The organism is Kitasatospora sp. CB01950 (assembly GCF_001905465.1).
Classification (GTDB): Bacteria; Actinomycetota; Actinomycetes; order Streptomycetales; family Streptomycetaceae; genus Kitasatospora.
Window position 1 is genome coordinate 681,886 of the sequence record NZ_LISX01000001.1, and the last position, 15,032, is coordinate 696,917.

At 72.5% G+C, this 15,032-nt stretch carries 13 protein-coding genes; 12 read left to right on the forward strand and 1 reads right to left on the reverse strand.

Annotated elements, in window-relative coordinates; genetic code table 11:
* Positions 1-37: 37 nt before the first annotated feature.
* Positions 38-1,189, reverse strand: coding sequence for a sensor histidine kinase (locus tag AMK19_RS03180; protein ID WP_073807836.1), 1,152 nt, complete (start codon positions 1,187-1,189; stop codon positions 38-40).
* Positions 1,190-1,464: 275 nt separating this feature from the next.
* Here AMK19_RS03180 and AMK19_RS03185 point away from each other — a divergent pair, with 275 nt between their 5' ends.
* The 12 genes from AMK19_RS03185 to ctaD all read left to right on the forward strand — a co-directional run bounded on the left by AMK19_RS03185 (position 1,465) and on the right by ctaD (position 14,973).
* A complete protein-coding gene (locus tag AMK19_RS03185) occupies positions 1,465-1,872 on the forward strand; it encodes an NADH-quinone oxidoreductase subunit A (protein WP_043914675.1) in 408 nt (135 codons plus the stop codon).
* Positions 1,863-2,510 carry an NADH-quinone oxidoreductase subunit B gene (locus AMK19_RS03190; protein ID WP_073807837.1) on the forward strand — a complete coding sequence of 216 codons (648 nt, stop codon included), beginning with the start codon at positions 1,863-1,865 and terminating at the stop codon, positions 2,508-2,510. Before AMK19_RS03185 ends, AMK19_RS03190 begins: the two co-directional genes overlap by 10 nt.
* On the forward strand, positions 2,507-4,603 hold the full coding sequence (locus AMK19_RS36405; RefSeq protein WP_073807839.1) for an NADH-quinone oxidoreductase subunit C: 2,097 nt from the start codon (positions 2,507-2,509) through the stop codon (positions 4,601-4,603). Before AMK19_RS03190 ends, AMK19_RS36405 begins: the two co-directional genes overlap by 4 nt.
* Positions 4,600-5,559, forward strand: a complete 960-nt coding sequence (locus AMK19_RS03200) for a complex I subunit 1/NuoH family protein (RefSeq protein WP_073807840.1) — start codon at positions 4,600-4,602, stop codon at positions 5,557-5,559. Before AMK19_RS36405 ends, AMK19_RS03200 begins: the two co-directional genes overlap by 4 nt.
* A complete protein-coding gene (locus AMK19_RS03205) occupies positions 5,556-6,125 on the forward strand; it encodes a NuoI/complex I 23 kDa subunit family protein (protein WP_143200051.1) in 570 nt (189 codons plus the stop codon). The genes AMK19_RS03200 and AMK19_RS03205 overlap by 4 nt, the downstream gene beginning before the upstream one ends.
* A complete protein-coding gene (locus AMK19_RS03210; protein ID WP_073807843.1) occupies positions 6,122-6,739 on the forward strand; it encodes an NADH-quinone oxidoreductase subunit J family protein in 618 nt (205 codons plus the stop codon). Before AMK19_RS03205 ends, AMK19_RS03210 begins: the two co-directional genes overlap by 4 nt.
* Positions 6,740-6,741: 2 nt before the next feature.
* Entirely contained in the window at positions 6,742-7,104 is a 363-nt protein-coding gene (nuoK, locus tag AMK19_RS03215) for an NADH-quinone oxidoreductase subunit NuoK (protein ID WP_073807845.1), read from the forward strand.
* Positions 7,101-9,065, forward strand: coding sequence for an NADH-quinone oxidoreductase subunit 5 family protein (locus tag AMK19_RS03220; RefSeq protein ID WP_073807847.1), 1,965 nt, complete (start codon positions 7,101-7,103; stop codon positions 9,063-9,065). Before nuoK ends, AMK19_RS03220 begins: the two co-directional genes overlap by 4 nt.
* A 43-nt stretch (positions 9,066-9,108) precedes the next feature.
* Positions 9,109-10,635, forward strand: a complete 1,527-nt coding sequence (locus AMK19_RS03225; RefSeq protein ID WP_073807848.1) for a complex I subunit 4 family protein — start codon at positions 9,109-9,111, stop codon at positions 10,633-10,635.
* 32 nt (positions 10,636-10,667) lie between these two features.
* The gene (locus tag AMK19_RS03230; RefSeq protein ID WP_073808350.1) at positions 10,668-12,170 is read left to right on the forward strand and encodes an NADH-quinone oxidoreductase subunit N; all 1,503 of its coding nucleotides are present in this window, start codon (positions 10,668-10,670) and stop codon (positions 12,168-12,170) included.
* A 105-nt stretch (positions 12,171-12,275) separates the two neighbouring features.
* The gene (htpX, locus tag AMK19_RS03235; protein WP_073807850.1) at positions 12,276-13,133 is read left to right on the forward strand and encodes a zinc metalloprotease HtpX; all 858 of its coding nucleotides are present in this window, start codon (positions 12,276-12,278) and stop codon (positions 13,131-13,133) included.
* Positions 13,134-13,356: 223 nt separating this feature from the next.
* Positions 13,357-14,973, forward strand: coding sequence for an aa3-type cytochrome oxidase subunit I (gene ctaD, locus AMK19_RS03240; RefSeq protein WP_241844240.1), 1,617 nt, complete (start codon positions 13,357-13,359; stop codon positions 14,971-14,973).
* The last annotated feature ends 59 nt before the right edge of the window (positions 14,974-15,032 follow it).

Sequence of the window (15,032 nt, forward strand, 5' to 3'; positions counted from 1 at the left end):
GCAAGGGGCGGCACCCCGGGCTCGTCCATGCCCGCCGTCAGCCCCGGCCCGCCCGGGTGTGCCAGGGGAGCTCGACCGCCACCGAGGTCGGGCCGCCGGCCGGGCTGTCCACCACGAACACGCCGTCCACCGACTCGGCGCGCTCGGCCAGCCCGGCCAGCCCGCCGCCCGGGCGTATCTCGGCGCCGCCGCGGCCGTCGTCCTGCACCGTGAGCATCAGCCGGTCGTCCTGCCGCCAGACGTCCACCGAGGCGGAGCGGGCACCGGAGTGCTTGGAGGCGTTGGTCAGAAGCTCGCTGACGGTGAAGTAGGCGATGCCCTCGACCGCCGAATCCGGGCGGCCCTCGCCCATCTCGACGTGCACCTTGACGCCGCCGGGCAGCGTGCAGCGGGCCGCCACCGAGGACAGCGCGGCATCCAGACCGCGGTCCGTGAGCACCGCCGGGTGAATGCCCCGGGCGAGATCGCGCAGCTCCTGCAGGGCGAGCTTCACCTCGCCGTGCGCCGCGTCGACCATCTTCTGGGCGGCCACCGGATCCTCCGTCAGCTTCTCCTTGGCCAGACCGAGATCCATCGCCAGCGCCACCAGCCGGGCCTGCGCGCCGTCGTGCAGATCCCGCTCGATGCGGCGCAGATCGGCGGCGGCGTGGTCGACCACCGTGCCCCGGTCGTCCTCCAGCTCGCGGACCCGCTCCTGCAGCGCGCCCGGCGACAGCAGACCCTCCACCAGCAGCCGGGACACCGCCGCCAGCGCCCGCATCGCCCACGGCAGCACCGGCCAGCCGACGGTCAGCAGCACCACCGTCAACGTGAAACTGACGATGCCCCAGGGCAGCATCAGCAGGCAGTACAGCGCGGAACGCCAGCTCAGCCCGTCCGACAGCGAGGCGACGACCCGGCCCGCCACGCCCGGACGCGTCGCCGCCAGCGGCTCCGGCTCGGCGATCCGGCTGCCCAGCGAGGCCCGGGCCCGGACCCGGCCCAGCCGGCCGAACAGGCGGCAGCACGTCAACCCGAAGGCCAGCAGCGGCAGGCCGACCACCGTCACCGCCATGCCGAGGCCGGTCGACAGCAGCGTCACCATCACCGTGAAGGCGGCAATGCCGATCGGGAGGTTCAGCAGCTCGTGCTGGACCTGTTGCCACAACTGCGGCCCGTACAACGACGGGCGCTTCGCCTTGTCCTCCATGTCGGCGCCCTCTCCTGGTGTTCGCCGGTTCTTTGACGATCACCAGCATCCCGGTTACGGACAGCGCGCCGCCATGGTGCTGCACTCCGTCTTCGTCCGGGGGTTATCCCCACCCCCCGTGCTGAACCCCGCTCCCGGCGGGCCGACGAAGGCCATTCCGACGGGTGTCCACCGGACGTCTTGCAGAACGGGCAGATGGGGGAGTAGACGAGCGGTGCACATAGACTCCCGCGATAGCGATGGTTATGGACGGGCAAAGAAGAAGGGCGTAACCCATGGAGTGGCAGCCGCTCGCTGCCGACCCCGCCGCCGGCAGCGGCTACTTCGACGCCTACGCGGCGATCGGTCTGCTGGCGGTCATCGGTGTCCTCTTCGTCACGGTGGCTTTCACCGCCAACCGCCTGCTGCGACCGGTGGTCAACACCCCGGAGAAACTGCTCGCCTACGAGTGCGGCGTCGATCCGGTCGGCGAGGGCTGGGCGCACACCCAGATCCGCTACTACGTCTACGCCTTCCTCTACGTGATCTTCGCGGTCGACGCGATCTACCTGTTCCCGTGGGCCACGGTGTTCGCCGCCGCCGGCTTCGGGGCGGCCACGCTGGTGGAGATGTTCGTCTTCATCGGCTTCCTCGCGGTCGGACTGCTCTACGCCTGGAAGAAGGGCGTTCTGGAATGGACGTGACGCACTCCCACGGGACGCCCGGTCAGGGCCCGGTCCCGCTCGGCATCCCCGACCCGGCCAACCCCGGCGCCGCCGTCGAGCAGCGCCGCCTCGGCCCGCTGGCCCGGCTCGCCCCGGACCCGGTCAAGGTGGTGCTCAACTGGGGCCGCCGCTACAGCCTCTGGTGCTTCAACTTCGGACTCGCCTGCTGCGCGATCGAGTTCATCGCCGCGTCCATGGCCAAGCACGACTTCATTCGGATGGGTGTCATCCCGTTCGCGCCCGGCCCCCGCCAGGCCGACCTGATGATCGTCTCGGGCACCGTCACCGACAAGATGGCCCCCGCCGTCAAGCGCCTGTACGAGCAGATGCCCGAACCGAAGTACGTCATCTCCTTCGGCGCCTGCGCCAACTCCGGCGGCCCCTACTGGGACTCCTACTCCGTCACCAAGGGCGTCGACCAGATCATCCCGGTCGACGTCTACGTGCCCGGCTGCCCGCCCCGGCCCGAGGCACTGCTCCAGGGCATCCTCAAGCTCCAGGAGAAGATCGCCGCCGAGGACGTGCCGCAGCGCTACGCCGCACCCGCCGCCGCGCTGCGCCGGCCGCTGCAGGCCGCGCCCGCCCCCGCCCCCGCTGCCGAGGAGGGCGAACGGTGACCGAGACCCCTGACGTTCCGTCCGCCGCTGTTCCGTCTGCCGCCGAGCGGGCCGCCGCCGCGATCGGGCCGTGGGCGACCGCCGTCGAGGCGTACGACCTGCTCACCGTCACCGTTCCCGCCGAGCACTGGATCGAGGCGCTCACCGCCGCCCGCGACGGCCTCGGCCTCGCGTTCCTCGACTGGCTCAGCGCCGTCGACGAACTCGCCGAAGGCTTCGCGGTCTGCGCCCACCTGGCCGCCGTCGGCGAGCCCGGCCGGGTGCGCCGACTGCTGCTGCGCACCCGGGTGCCGCGCGACAAGGCCGTGCTGCCGACCGCCGTCGGGGTGTACGCCGGCGCCGCCTGGCACGAGCGGGAGACCCGCGAGATGTTCGGCATCGAATTCCCCGGCCACCCCTTCCCGGCCACCCTGCTGCTGCCGGACGGCTTCGAGGGCCACCCGCTGCGCAAGGACTTCGTGCTCGCCGCGCGAGTCGCCAAGGACTGGCCCGGCGCCAAGGAGCCCGGCGAGTCCGACCACGGCGGCGGCCCGGCCCGACGCAAGATGCTGCCCCCCGGCGTCCCCGACCCGAACGAGTGGGGCCCCCTCAAGGGCACCCTCCCCCCGGTCGCCGAACGCCCCGCCCGCGCGGCCCGCGCCGGAGCGGCGGCCGGCGTCGACCGCCCGCGCCGCGCCCGCAGCGTCGGCGAGGGCTCTGCGAGCCAGACCCCCCCGGCCCCCGCCGCCGGCACCGCCGCCGATGCGCCGCCGGTCCGTGCCGACCGCCCGCGCCGCAGTCGCAGCGTCGGCGAGGGCTCCGTCAGCCAGGCCGCCCCCGAAACACCGGAACCCCCGCGCCGTACCGCCCGGACCCAGTCGTCCGACGCCCCGTGGCACGCCCCCGTCCCGGCCCACGAGAAGTCCGCGGAGACGCAGCCCGAGGCAGAGAAGTCCGGGCCTGCGGCGGCTGACGCCGTGGAGTCGAAGGCCGCGCAGCCCGAGCCTGTGGGGCCCGGGGCAGAAGAGTCCGGGGCTGCTGAGTCGGCGGCCTCGACCGGTGGGCCGGCGAAGGACGCGCCTGCGGCGGCGGACGCCGTGCAGCCGGAGGCCGTGCAGCCGGAGCCTGCGAGGCCTGCGGTTGTGGAGCCCGAGGTGGCGAAGCCTGCGGTGCCTGGGGCGGAGAAGTCCGAGGGTACGCAGGCCGGGGGCGCGCAGCCTGAACCTGCGGAGCCCGAGGCAGCAGGGCCCGCGCTCGCGGGGGTTCAGTCCGAACCTGCGGTGCCTATGGCGGCGGAGCCTGCCGGCGCGCAGGGCGAGCCCGTGCCGTCCGAGCCTGCGGTGCCCGAGGCGGAAACGTCCGAGGGCACGCGGGCCGGGGTGGCGAAGCCTGCCGACGGGCGGCGCGAGCCTGCGGCCGCGAAGCCTGCGGTTGTGCCGTCCGAGCCTGCGGTGCCCGAGGCGGGAGAGTCGGAGGGCACGCGGGTCGGGGTGGCGAAGCCTGCCGATGGGCCGGTCGAGGCCGAGCGGCGCGAGCCTGCGGCCGCGAAGCCTGAGCCTGTGAAGCCCGAGCCTGCGGAGGCCGAGCCCGTAAAGCCTGAGCCTGTGAAGCCCGAGTCTGCGGAGGCCGAGGCCGTGAAGGCCGGGGCCGTGAAGCCCGAGCCTGTGAAGCCCGAGGCTGCGGAGGCCGGGGCCGTAAAGCCCGAGCGTGCGGAGCCCGAGGCTGCGGAGGCCGGGGCCGTGAAGCCCGAGCCCGTGAAGCCCGAGCCTGTGAAGCCCGAGTCTGCGGAGGTCGAGCCCGTAAAGCCCGAGCCCGTAAAGCCCGAGCCCGTAAAGCCCGAGCCCGTAAAGCCCGAGCCCGTAAAGCCCGAGCCCGTAAAGCCCGAGCCTGTGGAGGCCGAGCGTGCGGAGCCCGAGCCTGCGGAGGCCGGGGCCGTGAAGCCCGAGCCCGTGAAGCCCGAGGCTGCGGAGGCCGGGGCCGGGGCCGGGGGCGGTGGGAAACCCGGGGTTGTGAAACCTGGGGTCGTGCAGGGTGAGCCCGGTGAGGGTGGGGCTGTGCGGCGTGGAGAGTCCGACAGCGATCAGCAGGCCGAGCAGAACGGAGACAGCGCGTGAACCTTCTCGACACGCTGTTGCGTTGTGTCGGCACGCTGGCGGTGTTCCTGGTGTTGCCGTTGGTGGTCGGTCAGGCCGAGCACAAGGTGATGGCGCACATGCAGGGGCGGCTCGGCCCGATGTACGCGGGTGGGTTCCACGGGTGGGCGCAGTTGGTCGCCGACGGGGTGAAGTTCGCGCAGAAGGAGGACATCGTCCCGGCGGGGGCGGACCGGCGGATCTTCCGGTTGGCGCCGGCGGTCGCGCTGCTGCCGTACCTGTTGGTGCTGCTGGTGATCCCGGTCGGTCCGAACGGGCTGGTCGGGCAGGCGGTGGACGCGGGCATCTTCTTCGTGCTGGCGGTGATGGGCATCGGCGTGCTGGGCTCGCTGATGGCCGGTTGGGCGTCGGCGAACAAGTTCTCGTTGCTGGGCGGGCTGCGCACGGCCGCGCAGCTGATGTCGTACGAGCTGCCGATGTTGCTCGCGGCGGCGTCGGTGGCGATGGCCGCGGGCACCGTCTCGCTGCCGGGGGTGGTGGACGCGTTCCACTGGTGGTGGGTGCCGTGGCAGCTGATCGGCGGGTTCGTCTTCTTCACGGCGGGTCTGGCGGAGCTCCAGCGGCCGCCGTTCGACATGCCGATCGCCGACTCGGAGATCATCTTCGGCGCGTACACCGAGTACACCGGTCTGCGGTTCGCGCTGTTCCTGCTGGCCGAGTACGCGGGCATCGTGGTGCTCTGCGGCCTGACCACGGTGCTGTTCCTGGGCGGCTGGCACGGCCCGTTCTCCGACAGCCTGGGCTGGCTGTGGACGCTGGTGAAGACGTTCGCGCTGGCGTTCGTGGTGCTCTGGCTGCGGGTCACCTTCCCACGGCTGCGCGAGGACCAGCTGATGCGTTTCGCGTGGACGGTGCTGATCCCGCTCGCCCTGGCCCAGCTCGCCCTCACCGGCATCGTCAAGGTGGCGATCTCCTGATGAAGTTCCCCGGATCCGGCCTGGCCAAGGGCCTGGCCGTCACCATGCGGACGATGACGCGGAAGACCGTCACCGCGCAGTACCCGGACGTGCAGCCCGACCTGCCGCCGCGTTCGCGCGGCGTCATCGCGCTGCTGGAGGAGAACTGCACGGTCTGCATGCTGTGCGCCCGCGAGTGCCCGGACTGGTGCATCTACATCGACTCCCACAAGGAGACGCTGCCCGCCGCCGACCCGAACGCCCGCGCCCGCACCCGCAATGTGCTGGACCGCTTCGCCATCGACTTCTCGCTCTGCATGTACTGCGGGATCTGCATCGAGGTGTGTCCGTTCGACGCGCTGTTCTGGTCGCCGGAGTTCGAGTACGCGGAGACCGACATCCGCGAGCTCACCCACGAGCGCGACCGGTTGCGCGAGTGGATGTGGACCGTCCCGCCGCCGCCCGCGCACGACGCCGCGGCGGAGGAGCCCAAGGAGATCGCCATGGCCCGCAAGGCCGCCGACAAGCTGGCCGCCGCCGCCGCCGCCGCGGCCGCTGCCGCCGCCGAGGAGGGTGAGCAGAGTTGAGCACCCTGCTGGCCGCGGCGGGCTCGCTGGAGCCCGCCGCGCGCTCGTACCTCTCGCCGACCGGGCAGGAGATCGTCTTCCTGCTGGTCGGTGTGCTGGTGCTTGGCGCGGCCGTCGTCTCGGTGACCACCCGGCAGCTGGTGCACGCCGCGCTGTGGCTGGTGGTTGCGCTGGGCGGGCTGGCGGTCGAGTTCCTGCTGCTGACTGCCGAGTTCGTGGCCTGGGTGCAGGTGCTGGTGTACCTGGGCTCGGTGGTCGTGCTGGTGCTGTTCGGCCTGATGCTGACCCGCGCCCCGATCGGCCGCTCCCCGGACGCCGACTCCGGCAACCGCCCGGCGGCGCTGGCCGTCGGCGCGGCCTCCGCCGCGACCCTGGTGACGCTGGTGGTGGACGCGTTCCGCTCGTCCTGGATCGACCTGTCCGGCCCGGCCGGCACCACCCGGCTGACCGGCGAGTTCCTGTTCTCGCACTGGGTGCTGCCGTTCGAGGCGCTGTCGGTGCTGCTGCTGGCCGCGCTGGTCGGCGCGATCGTGCTGTCCCGTGCCAAGGGCGACGGGACGAAGCCGCGGCCCGGGAACCTGCGCACCGTCCTGACGAAGACGAAGGAGCGCTGAGCGTGCACCTCGCCTACCCCGCGGTCCTCGCCGTGCTGCTGTTCAGCGTCGGCGTGTACGGCGTGCTCGCCCGGCGCAACGTGATCCTGGTGCTGATGTCGGTCGAGCTGATGCTCAACGCCGTCAACCTCAACCTGGTCGCCTTCGACGTCTGGCTGCGCGACACCCTGCACGCCGGCCAGGCGCTCACCCTGTTCACCATCACCGTCGCCGCCGCCGAGATCGGCCTCGGCCTGGCCATCGTGCTGCTGGTGTACCGCACCCGCCGCACCGCCGCCGTCGACCGGGTCACCGCGCTCGGCGACCGGCACGAGGCGGACGACCCGGCCGATGCGGCCGAGGAGAAGGAGCAGGCCGCCGCATGAACCTCGCGCTGCCGATCCTCGTCCCCGTCCTGCCCGCGCTCGGCGCCGCCGCCGGGCTGGCCACCGGACGCCGGTACCCCGCGCTGGCCCGCCCGCTCGCGGTGCTGCCGGTCGCGGTGTCCGCCGTCCTCGCCCTGGTGACGGCCCTCCAGCTGGGCACCGGCACCACCCTGGACGCCGCCACCCGGCTCGCCCCCACCGGCGGCCCGGAGATCTCGCTCGCCCTGCACCTGGACGGCTTCACCTCGCTGATCTCGGTGCTGGTCGGCCTGGTCGCCACCTGCGTGCAGATCTACTCCACCGCGTACCTGAAGGACGACCCGCGCTACCCGTCGTACGCGGCGCTGGTCTCGCTGTTCACCGCCGCGATGTTCCTGGTCGTCTACTCCGGCGACCTGATCGTGCTGCTGGTCGGCTGGGAAGTGATGGGCATCTGCTCGTACTTCCTGATCGGCCACCACTGGGAGACCGCCGACGCCCGGGCCGCCTCGCTGAAGGCGTTCCTGGTCACCAAGCTCGGCGACGTGCCGTTCCTGTTCGGCCTGTTCCTGCTCGGCGCGGACGCCGGGACGTTCCGGATCGGCGAGGTGCTGCGGGTCGCCGCCGCGGGCGACCTCCACCACCCCACGCTGATCGCCCTGCTGCTGCTCGCCGGTGTGGCCGGCAAGAGCGCCCAGTTCCCGCTGCACACCTGGCTGCCGGACGCGATGGCCGGCCCGACGCCGGTGTCCGCGCTGATCCACGCCGCCACCATGGTCGCGGCCGGCATCTACCTGGTCGCCCGGCTGCTGCCGGTGTTCCTGCAGTCCTCCGCCGCGCTGGTGGTGCTGGCCGTGATGGCCGCCGTCACCATGATCGGCTCCGCGCTGTGCGCGCTCGCCCAGGACGACCTGAAACGCGTCCTCGCCTACTCGACGGTCGGCCAGCTCGGCTACATGGCCGGCGCGCTGGCCGCCGGCGACCGGCAGGCCGCGGTGTTCCACCTGGTCTCGCACGGTGCGTTCAAGGCCCTGCTGTTCCTCGGCGCCGGTGTCGTCATCCACGCCGCGCACACCAACTCGATCAGCGCGATGGCCCGGATGGACGGCCTGCGCCACCGCATCCCCGACGCCTGGTGGACGATGACCATCGGCCTGCTCGCGCTGGCCGGCGTCTTCCCGTTCTCCGGCTTCTTCTCCAAGGAGTCCGTGCTCGGCGCCGCCGAGCACGCCGCCCACGGCGAGGCCCTGACCGGCGCCCTCGGCCCGGCCTCCGCCGTGCCGCAGGCCGTCGGCTGGACGGTGCTGGTGGCCGGCCTGCTCACCGCGCTGCTCACCGCCGCCTACGCCGCCCGGCTGTGGCTGTCCGTCTTCTACGGCCGGTCCCGCAACGGCGAGGACCTCGCCCCGCAGCCCGGCGCCCCGTACTCCCCGGAGCTCGACGAGGCCGACCCGGCGCACGCCGAACCGGCCGCGATGCGCCTGATCCTGTGGGTGCTGGCCGTCCCCGCGCTGGCCTTCGGCGTGGCCGGACTGCGCACCGACTGGCTGCCCGCACTGCTCGACGGCGAGTCGCTGCGGGTGTCCGTCGCCACCGGCGTGATCGGCACCGGCGTCGCCGTCGCCGGCCTGCTGATCGGGTACGCCGCCTGGCGCACCGTCAACGCCCGGGCCGCCGCCGGACGGCCCGCCGCCGACCCGGCCCGGCTGCTGCTCGGCCCGCTGTACCGGCCCGCCCAGCACGGCTTCGGCGTCGACCGGCTGTACAGCACGCTGTTCGTCCGGCCCACCGAGGCCGCCGCCGGGCTGGTCCGGTTCCTGGACCGCGCCGTCGTGGAGACCTACGTCCGCGGCGCCGGCGCGGCACCCGGCTGGCTCGGCCGCGCCGTCCGCTTCGCGCAGACCGGCAACGCCCAGGGCTACCTGAACGCGCTGCTCGCCGGAGCCGTCCTGCTCGTCGTCCTGGTGGCGGTGGGATCGTGACGCACCCCCAGTTCCCCGTTCCGGCATTTCCTAGGAGCCACCGATGAACGCGGTCCTCATCGCCCTCCTGGCCCTGCCGCTGCTCGGCGCCGCCCTGATGCTCGCCCCGATCGGCGACCGGCGGGCGCTGCGCCTGGGCACCACCGTCACCGGCGGCACCCTGCTGCTGGCGATCGCCCTCGCCGCCGGGTTCGACCACGGCGCGCCGAGCCGGATGCAGGCCGTCACCGACGTGTCCTGGATCCCCGCGCTGGACGTGCGCCTGCACCTCGGCGTGGACGGCATCTCGCTGCCGCTGCTGGTGCTCACCGCGCTGCTCACCTTCCTGTGCGCCGTGTACTCGTTGAAGAAGCTTCCGGCGGGCCCCGGCGGCCGCGCCTTCACCGGCCTGCTGCTCCTGCTGGAGACCGGCATGCTGGCCACCTTCGCGGTGCTCGACCTGGTGCTGTTCTTCCTGGCCTTCGAGATCGTGCTGATCCCGATGTACTTCCTGATCTCCCGCTGGGGCAGCGGGCAGAAGGTCGCCGCGGCCAACCGGTTCATCCTGTACACCCTGCTCGGCTCCGCCGTGATGCTGCTCGGCTTCCTGCTGATCGGCGTCAAGGCCGGCACCTTCGACATGGTGAAGCTCGCCGACGCGCACGGCTCCGGGCTCTCGCACACCACCCAGCTGATCGCCGCGCTGGCCATCCTGGTCGGCCTGGCCGTCAAGGCCCCCGCCTGGCCGCTGCACTCCTGGCTGCCCGACGCGCACACCGCCGCGCCGACCGTCGGATCGGTGCTGCTGGCCGGCGTGATGCTCAAGATGGGCACCTACGGCCTGGTCCGGGTGCTGCTGCCGATCGTCCCCGACGGCACCGCCACCTACGCGCCCTACCTGGGCGCGTTCGCCGCCGTCGGCATCGTCTACGGCTCGCTGGCCTGCCTCGCCCTCGCCCGGACCGGCGCCAAGGGCGACCTGAAGCGGCTGATCGCGTACTCCTCGGTCGGCCACATGGGCTTCGTGCTGCTCGGCATCGCCTCGCTCACCCCGACCGGCCTGAACGGCGCGCTGTTCGCCAACATCGCGCACGGCCTGATCACCGGCCTGCTGTTCTTCGTGGTCGGCGCCGTCAAGGACCGCTACGGCACCGCCGACCTGGACACCCTCGCCGGGGCCACCGGCGCCGCGCTGTACGGCCGCGCCCCGCGGATCGGCGCGCTGCTCGCGTTCGCCGCCGTCGCCAGCCTCGGCCTGCCCGGCCTGGCCGGCTTCTGGGGCGAGCTGCTCGCCATGTACGGCGCGTTCGACCCGGCCGACGGCCTGTCCCGGCCCGCGTTCGTCACCTACATGGTGCTGGCCGGTCTCGGCACCCTGCTGACCGCCGCCTACCTGCTGGTCGTCGTCCGGCGGGTCTGCATGGGCGACCCGAAGCAGCCCGCCCCGGTCGCCGACGTGGCCGACCTGCAGGGCTACGAGGCCGCCAGCTGGACGCCGCTCGCCGCGCTCACCCTGGTGGCCGGCCTGTGGCCGGCGCTGCTGCTCGGCCTCTCCGACCCGGCCGTCAAGCACCTCCTCGGGAGCGGCTGATGACCACCACTCACGACCTGGGGCAGCCCCTCATGACTCCGCTCGCCGTCGCCGACCCGGGCGGCCTGATCCAGTCCGTCGACTGGGTGGCCATCGCCCCGCCGCTGATCGCCGCGCTCGCCGCCCTCGCCGTGCTGGTCGCCGACCTGTTCCTGCCCGAGGCCCGCAAGCGCCTGCTCGGGTGGCTGAGCGCCGCGGGCCTGCTCGCCGCGCTGGCCATGCTGCTGCCGTTGGTGCTCGGCGACACCCGTTCCACGTTCTGCTTCAAGAGCGGCGGCTGCTCCTACACCGCCGACCACTTCGCGCTCGCCTTCCAGCTGCTCGCCCTCGGCGGCGCGCTGCTGACCGTGCTGCTCTCCCTGCACACCGTCGAGGACGAGAAGTTGCCGGGCGGCGAGTACTGGTTCCTGCTGCTCTCCTCCGCCTGCGGCGCCGCCCTGCTGCCCGCCGCGCGCGACCTCGCCACCCTGGTGATCGCCCTGGAAGTCGCCACCCTGCCCGCGTTCGCCCTGGTCGCGCTGCGCCGGGACGGCCGGGGCGCGGAGAGCGCGCTGAAGTTCTTCCTCTCCTCCGTCACCGCGACCGCCGTGATGCTGCTCGGCGTCAGCTTCGTCTACGCCGCCGCCGGAACGATCCAGCTTCAGGGCATCGCCGACGGCCTCGCGCACGCCCCCGGGCAGCTGAAGCCGCTGGCCGAGGCCGGCGCGGTGCTCACCCTGGTCGGCTTCGCGTTCAAGACCGCCGCCGTCCCCTTCCACTTCTGGGTGCCCGACACCTACGTCGGCGCGCCGCTGCCGGTGGCGGGCTACCTGTCGGTGGTCGGCAAGGCCGCGGGCCTGTCCGGCCTGGCGCTGGTCACCACCGTCGCCTTCCGCCCGTACGGCCACACCTGGGGCCTGGTGCTGGCGGTGCTGGCCGCGCTGACCATGACGGTCGGCAACGCGGCGGCGCTGCGCCAGCGCGCCGACACCCCGTACGGCGCGGTGCGGCTGCTCGCCTGGTCCTCGGTCGGCCAGGCCGGCTACCTGCTGGTGCCGCTGGCCGCCGCCGGGTACGCCGACTCCGCCGACCCGCTGGGCGCGACGGTGGCGTACGCGCTGATCTACGGCCTGGTGAACCTGGGCGCGTTCGGCGTGGTCGCGCTGGTCGGCGGCACCGGCCGGCTGGAGTCGTTCCGCGGGCTGGCCTCGCGCAACCGCTGGGCGGCGTTCGCGCTGGCGTTCTTCCTGCTCTGCCTGGCCGGCCTGCCGCCGGGCGTGGTCGGGCTGTTCGGCAAGGTCGTGGTGTTCCGGGCGGCCGTCGACGCCGGCCTGGGCTGGCTGGCCGTGGTGATGGCGGTGAACGTGGTGATCGCGCTCGCCTACTACCTGAAGTGGACCGCCCTGCTGTTCGCGCCGTCCACCTCCGCAGACGTCGCCGTGCCGCGCGTTCCGGCCTCGCTGACCGCCGCGCTCGGCCTCGCGGCGAGCGGCGCGGTGGTGCTGTCGGTGGCTCCGCAACTGGTGCTGCAGGTGGTGTCGGGCAGCCTGTTCTGACCTGTGGTCGAATGCCGGAGGGAACGATCGGGCCAGCTCGGCGCGTTGATCCCGGCAGAAGGAGGCTGCTCCACCGGCCTCCCCGGCACCACAGGAGGGCCCGCAGTGCACCGCCACCACAACGGATTGCGGACGGCCGTTCTGCTCGGCGGTCTGTCCGCGCTGATCCTGGTGATCGGCAGCTTCTTCGGCCGTACCGGTCTGCTGGTGGCGCTGCTGATCGCGCTCGGCACCAACGCCTACGCGTACTGGAACAGCGACAAGTTGGCGCTGCGCGCGATGCGGGCCCGCCCGGTCAGCGAGATCGAGGCACCGCAGCTGTACCGCATCGTCCGCGAGCTCTCCACCGCCGCCCGACAGCCGATGCCCCGGCTGTACATCTCGCCCACCCCCGCGCCGAATGCTTTCGCCACCGGCCGCAACCCGCGCAACGCCGCGGTCTGCTGCACCGACGGCATCCTGCAGCTGCTGGACGAGCGGGAGCTGCGCGGGGTGCTCGGCCACGAGCTCAGCCACGTCTACAACCGGGACATCCTGATCTCCTCGGTGGCCGGCGCGCTGGCCTCGGTGGTGATGTTCCTGGTGAACTTCGCCTGGCTGATCCCGTTCGGCCGCTCCGACGACGACGAGGGCCCGGGCCTGTTCGGCATGCTGCTGATCATGATCCTGGGGCCGATCGCGGCGAGCCTGATCCAACTGGCCGTCAGCCGCTCCCGCGAGTACCAGGCGGACGCCGACGGGGCCCGGATCACCGGCGACCCGCTGGCCCTGGCCAGCGCCCTGCGCAAGCTGGACGCCGGCACCCAGCGCCTCCCGCTGCCGCCCGAGCCGCAGCTGCAGACCGCCAGCCACATGATGATCGCCAACCCGTTCCGGCCCGGCGAGGTCGGCGCGAAGCTGTTCTCCACCCACCCGCCGATGCGCGAGCGGATCGACCGCCTGGAGCGGATGGCGGGCCGCTGAGCCCTCCGGCCGGCCGATGAGCCCTTCGGGGGAGGGCCCGGCGAGCGTCCGCCCGGGCCTCGGGTCCCGCTGGTAGTGCTGGACGCACTGCCAGACCCGAGGCCGGAGGTGCGGTGCGGTGACGATACTGCCGAGCGATGCCGAACTGGGCCTGACCGGTCCAACCGTCCCCCCGGCGCCGCGACGCCGCTTCGGCCGCGCCAACCGCCCCCGCCGGGGCCGTGTGCTGGTGACGTGGCTGACCACCACCGACCACAAGCAGATCGGCACCCTGTACCTGGTCACCTCGTTCGCGTTCTTCCTGGTCGGCGGGGTGATGGCGCTGCTGATGCGGGCCGAACTGGCCCGCCCGGGGACGCAGTTCCTCTCCAACGAGCAGTTCAACCAGCTGTTCACCATCCACGGCACGATCATGCTGCTGATGTTCGCCACCCCGCTGTTCGCGGGCTTCGCGAACTGGTTCATGCCGCTGCAGATCGGCGCGCCCGACGTGGCCTTCCCCCGGCTGAACGCCTTCGCGTACTGGCTCTACCTGTTCGGCTCGCTGATCGTGGTCGCCGGGTTCGTCACCCCGCAGGGGGCGGCGGACTTCGGGTGGTTCGCCTACGCGCCGCTGAACGACGCCGTGCACTCGCCGGGCGTCGGCGCCGACATGTGGATCATGGGTCTGGCGTTCTCCGGCTTCGGCACCATCCTCGGCTCGGTCAACTTCGTCGCCACGATCATCTGCCTGCGGGCCCCGGGAATGACCATGTTCCGGATGCCGATCCTGGTGTGGAACGTGCTGCTGACCGCCGTGCTGGTGCTGATGGCCTTCCCGGTGCTGGCCGCCGCGCTGCTCTGCCTGGAGGCCGACCGCAAGTTCGGCGCGCACGTCTTCGACCCGATGAACGGCGGGGCGATCCTCTGGCAGCACCTGTTCTGGTTCTTCGGCCACCCCGAGGTGTACATCATCGCGCTGCCGTTCTTCGGCATCGTCTCGGAGATCATTCCGGTGTTCAGCCGCAAGCCGATGTTCGGCTACTCCGGCCTGATCGCCGCCACCATCGCCATCGCCGGCCTGTCGATCACCGTCTGGGCGCACCACATGTTCGTGACCGGGCAGGTGCTGCTGCCGTTCTTCTCCTTCATGACGCTGCTGATCGCCGTTCCGACCGGGGTGAAGTTCTTCAACTGGATCGGCACCATGTGGCGCGGCTCGCTGTCCTTCGAGACGCCGATGCTCTGGTCGGTCGGCTTCCTGGTGACCTTCCTGTTCGGCGGCCTGACGGGTGTGCTGCTGGCGTCCCCGCCGATCGACTTCCACGTCTCCGACAGCTACTTCGTGGTGGCGCACTTCCACTACGTGGTGTTCGGCACGGTGGTGTTCGCGATGTTCGCGGGCTTCTACTTCTGGTGGCCGAAGATGACCGGCCGGATGCTGGACGAACGGCTCGGGAAGATCCACTTCTGGACGCTGTTCGTCGGCTTCCACACCACCTTCCTGGTCCAGCACTGGCTCGGCGCCGAGGGCATGCCGCGCCGGTACGCCGACTACCTGGCCTCGGACGGGTTCACCACGCTGAACACCGTCTCCACCGTCGGCTCGTTCGTGCTGGGCCTGTCCACCCTGCCGTTCCTCTACAACGTGTGGAAGACCGCCGGCCACGCGCCGCGGGTGACCGTCGACGACCCGTGGGGCTACGGCCGCTCGCTGGAGTGGGCGACCTCCTGCCCGCCGCCCCGCCACAACTTCGTCACCCTGCCGCGGGTGCGCTCCGAATCCCCGGCGTTCGACCTGCACCACCCCGACTTCGCCGAGTTCGACCGGCTGCAGAACAACCCGGACCGGGTCCCCTGACGCCCGACATGCGATGCCCGTTTCACGGTGATACGAATCGTTTCGTCCCTGTGCCGCAC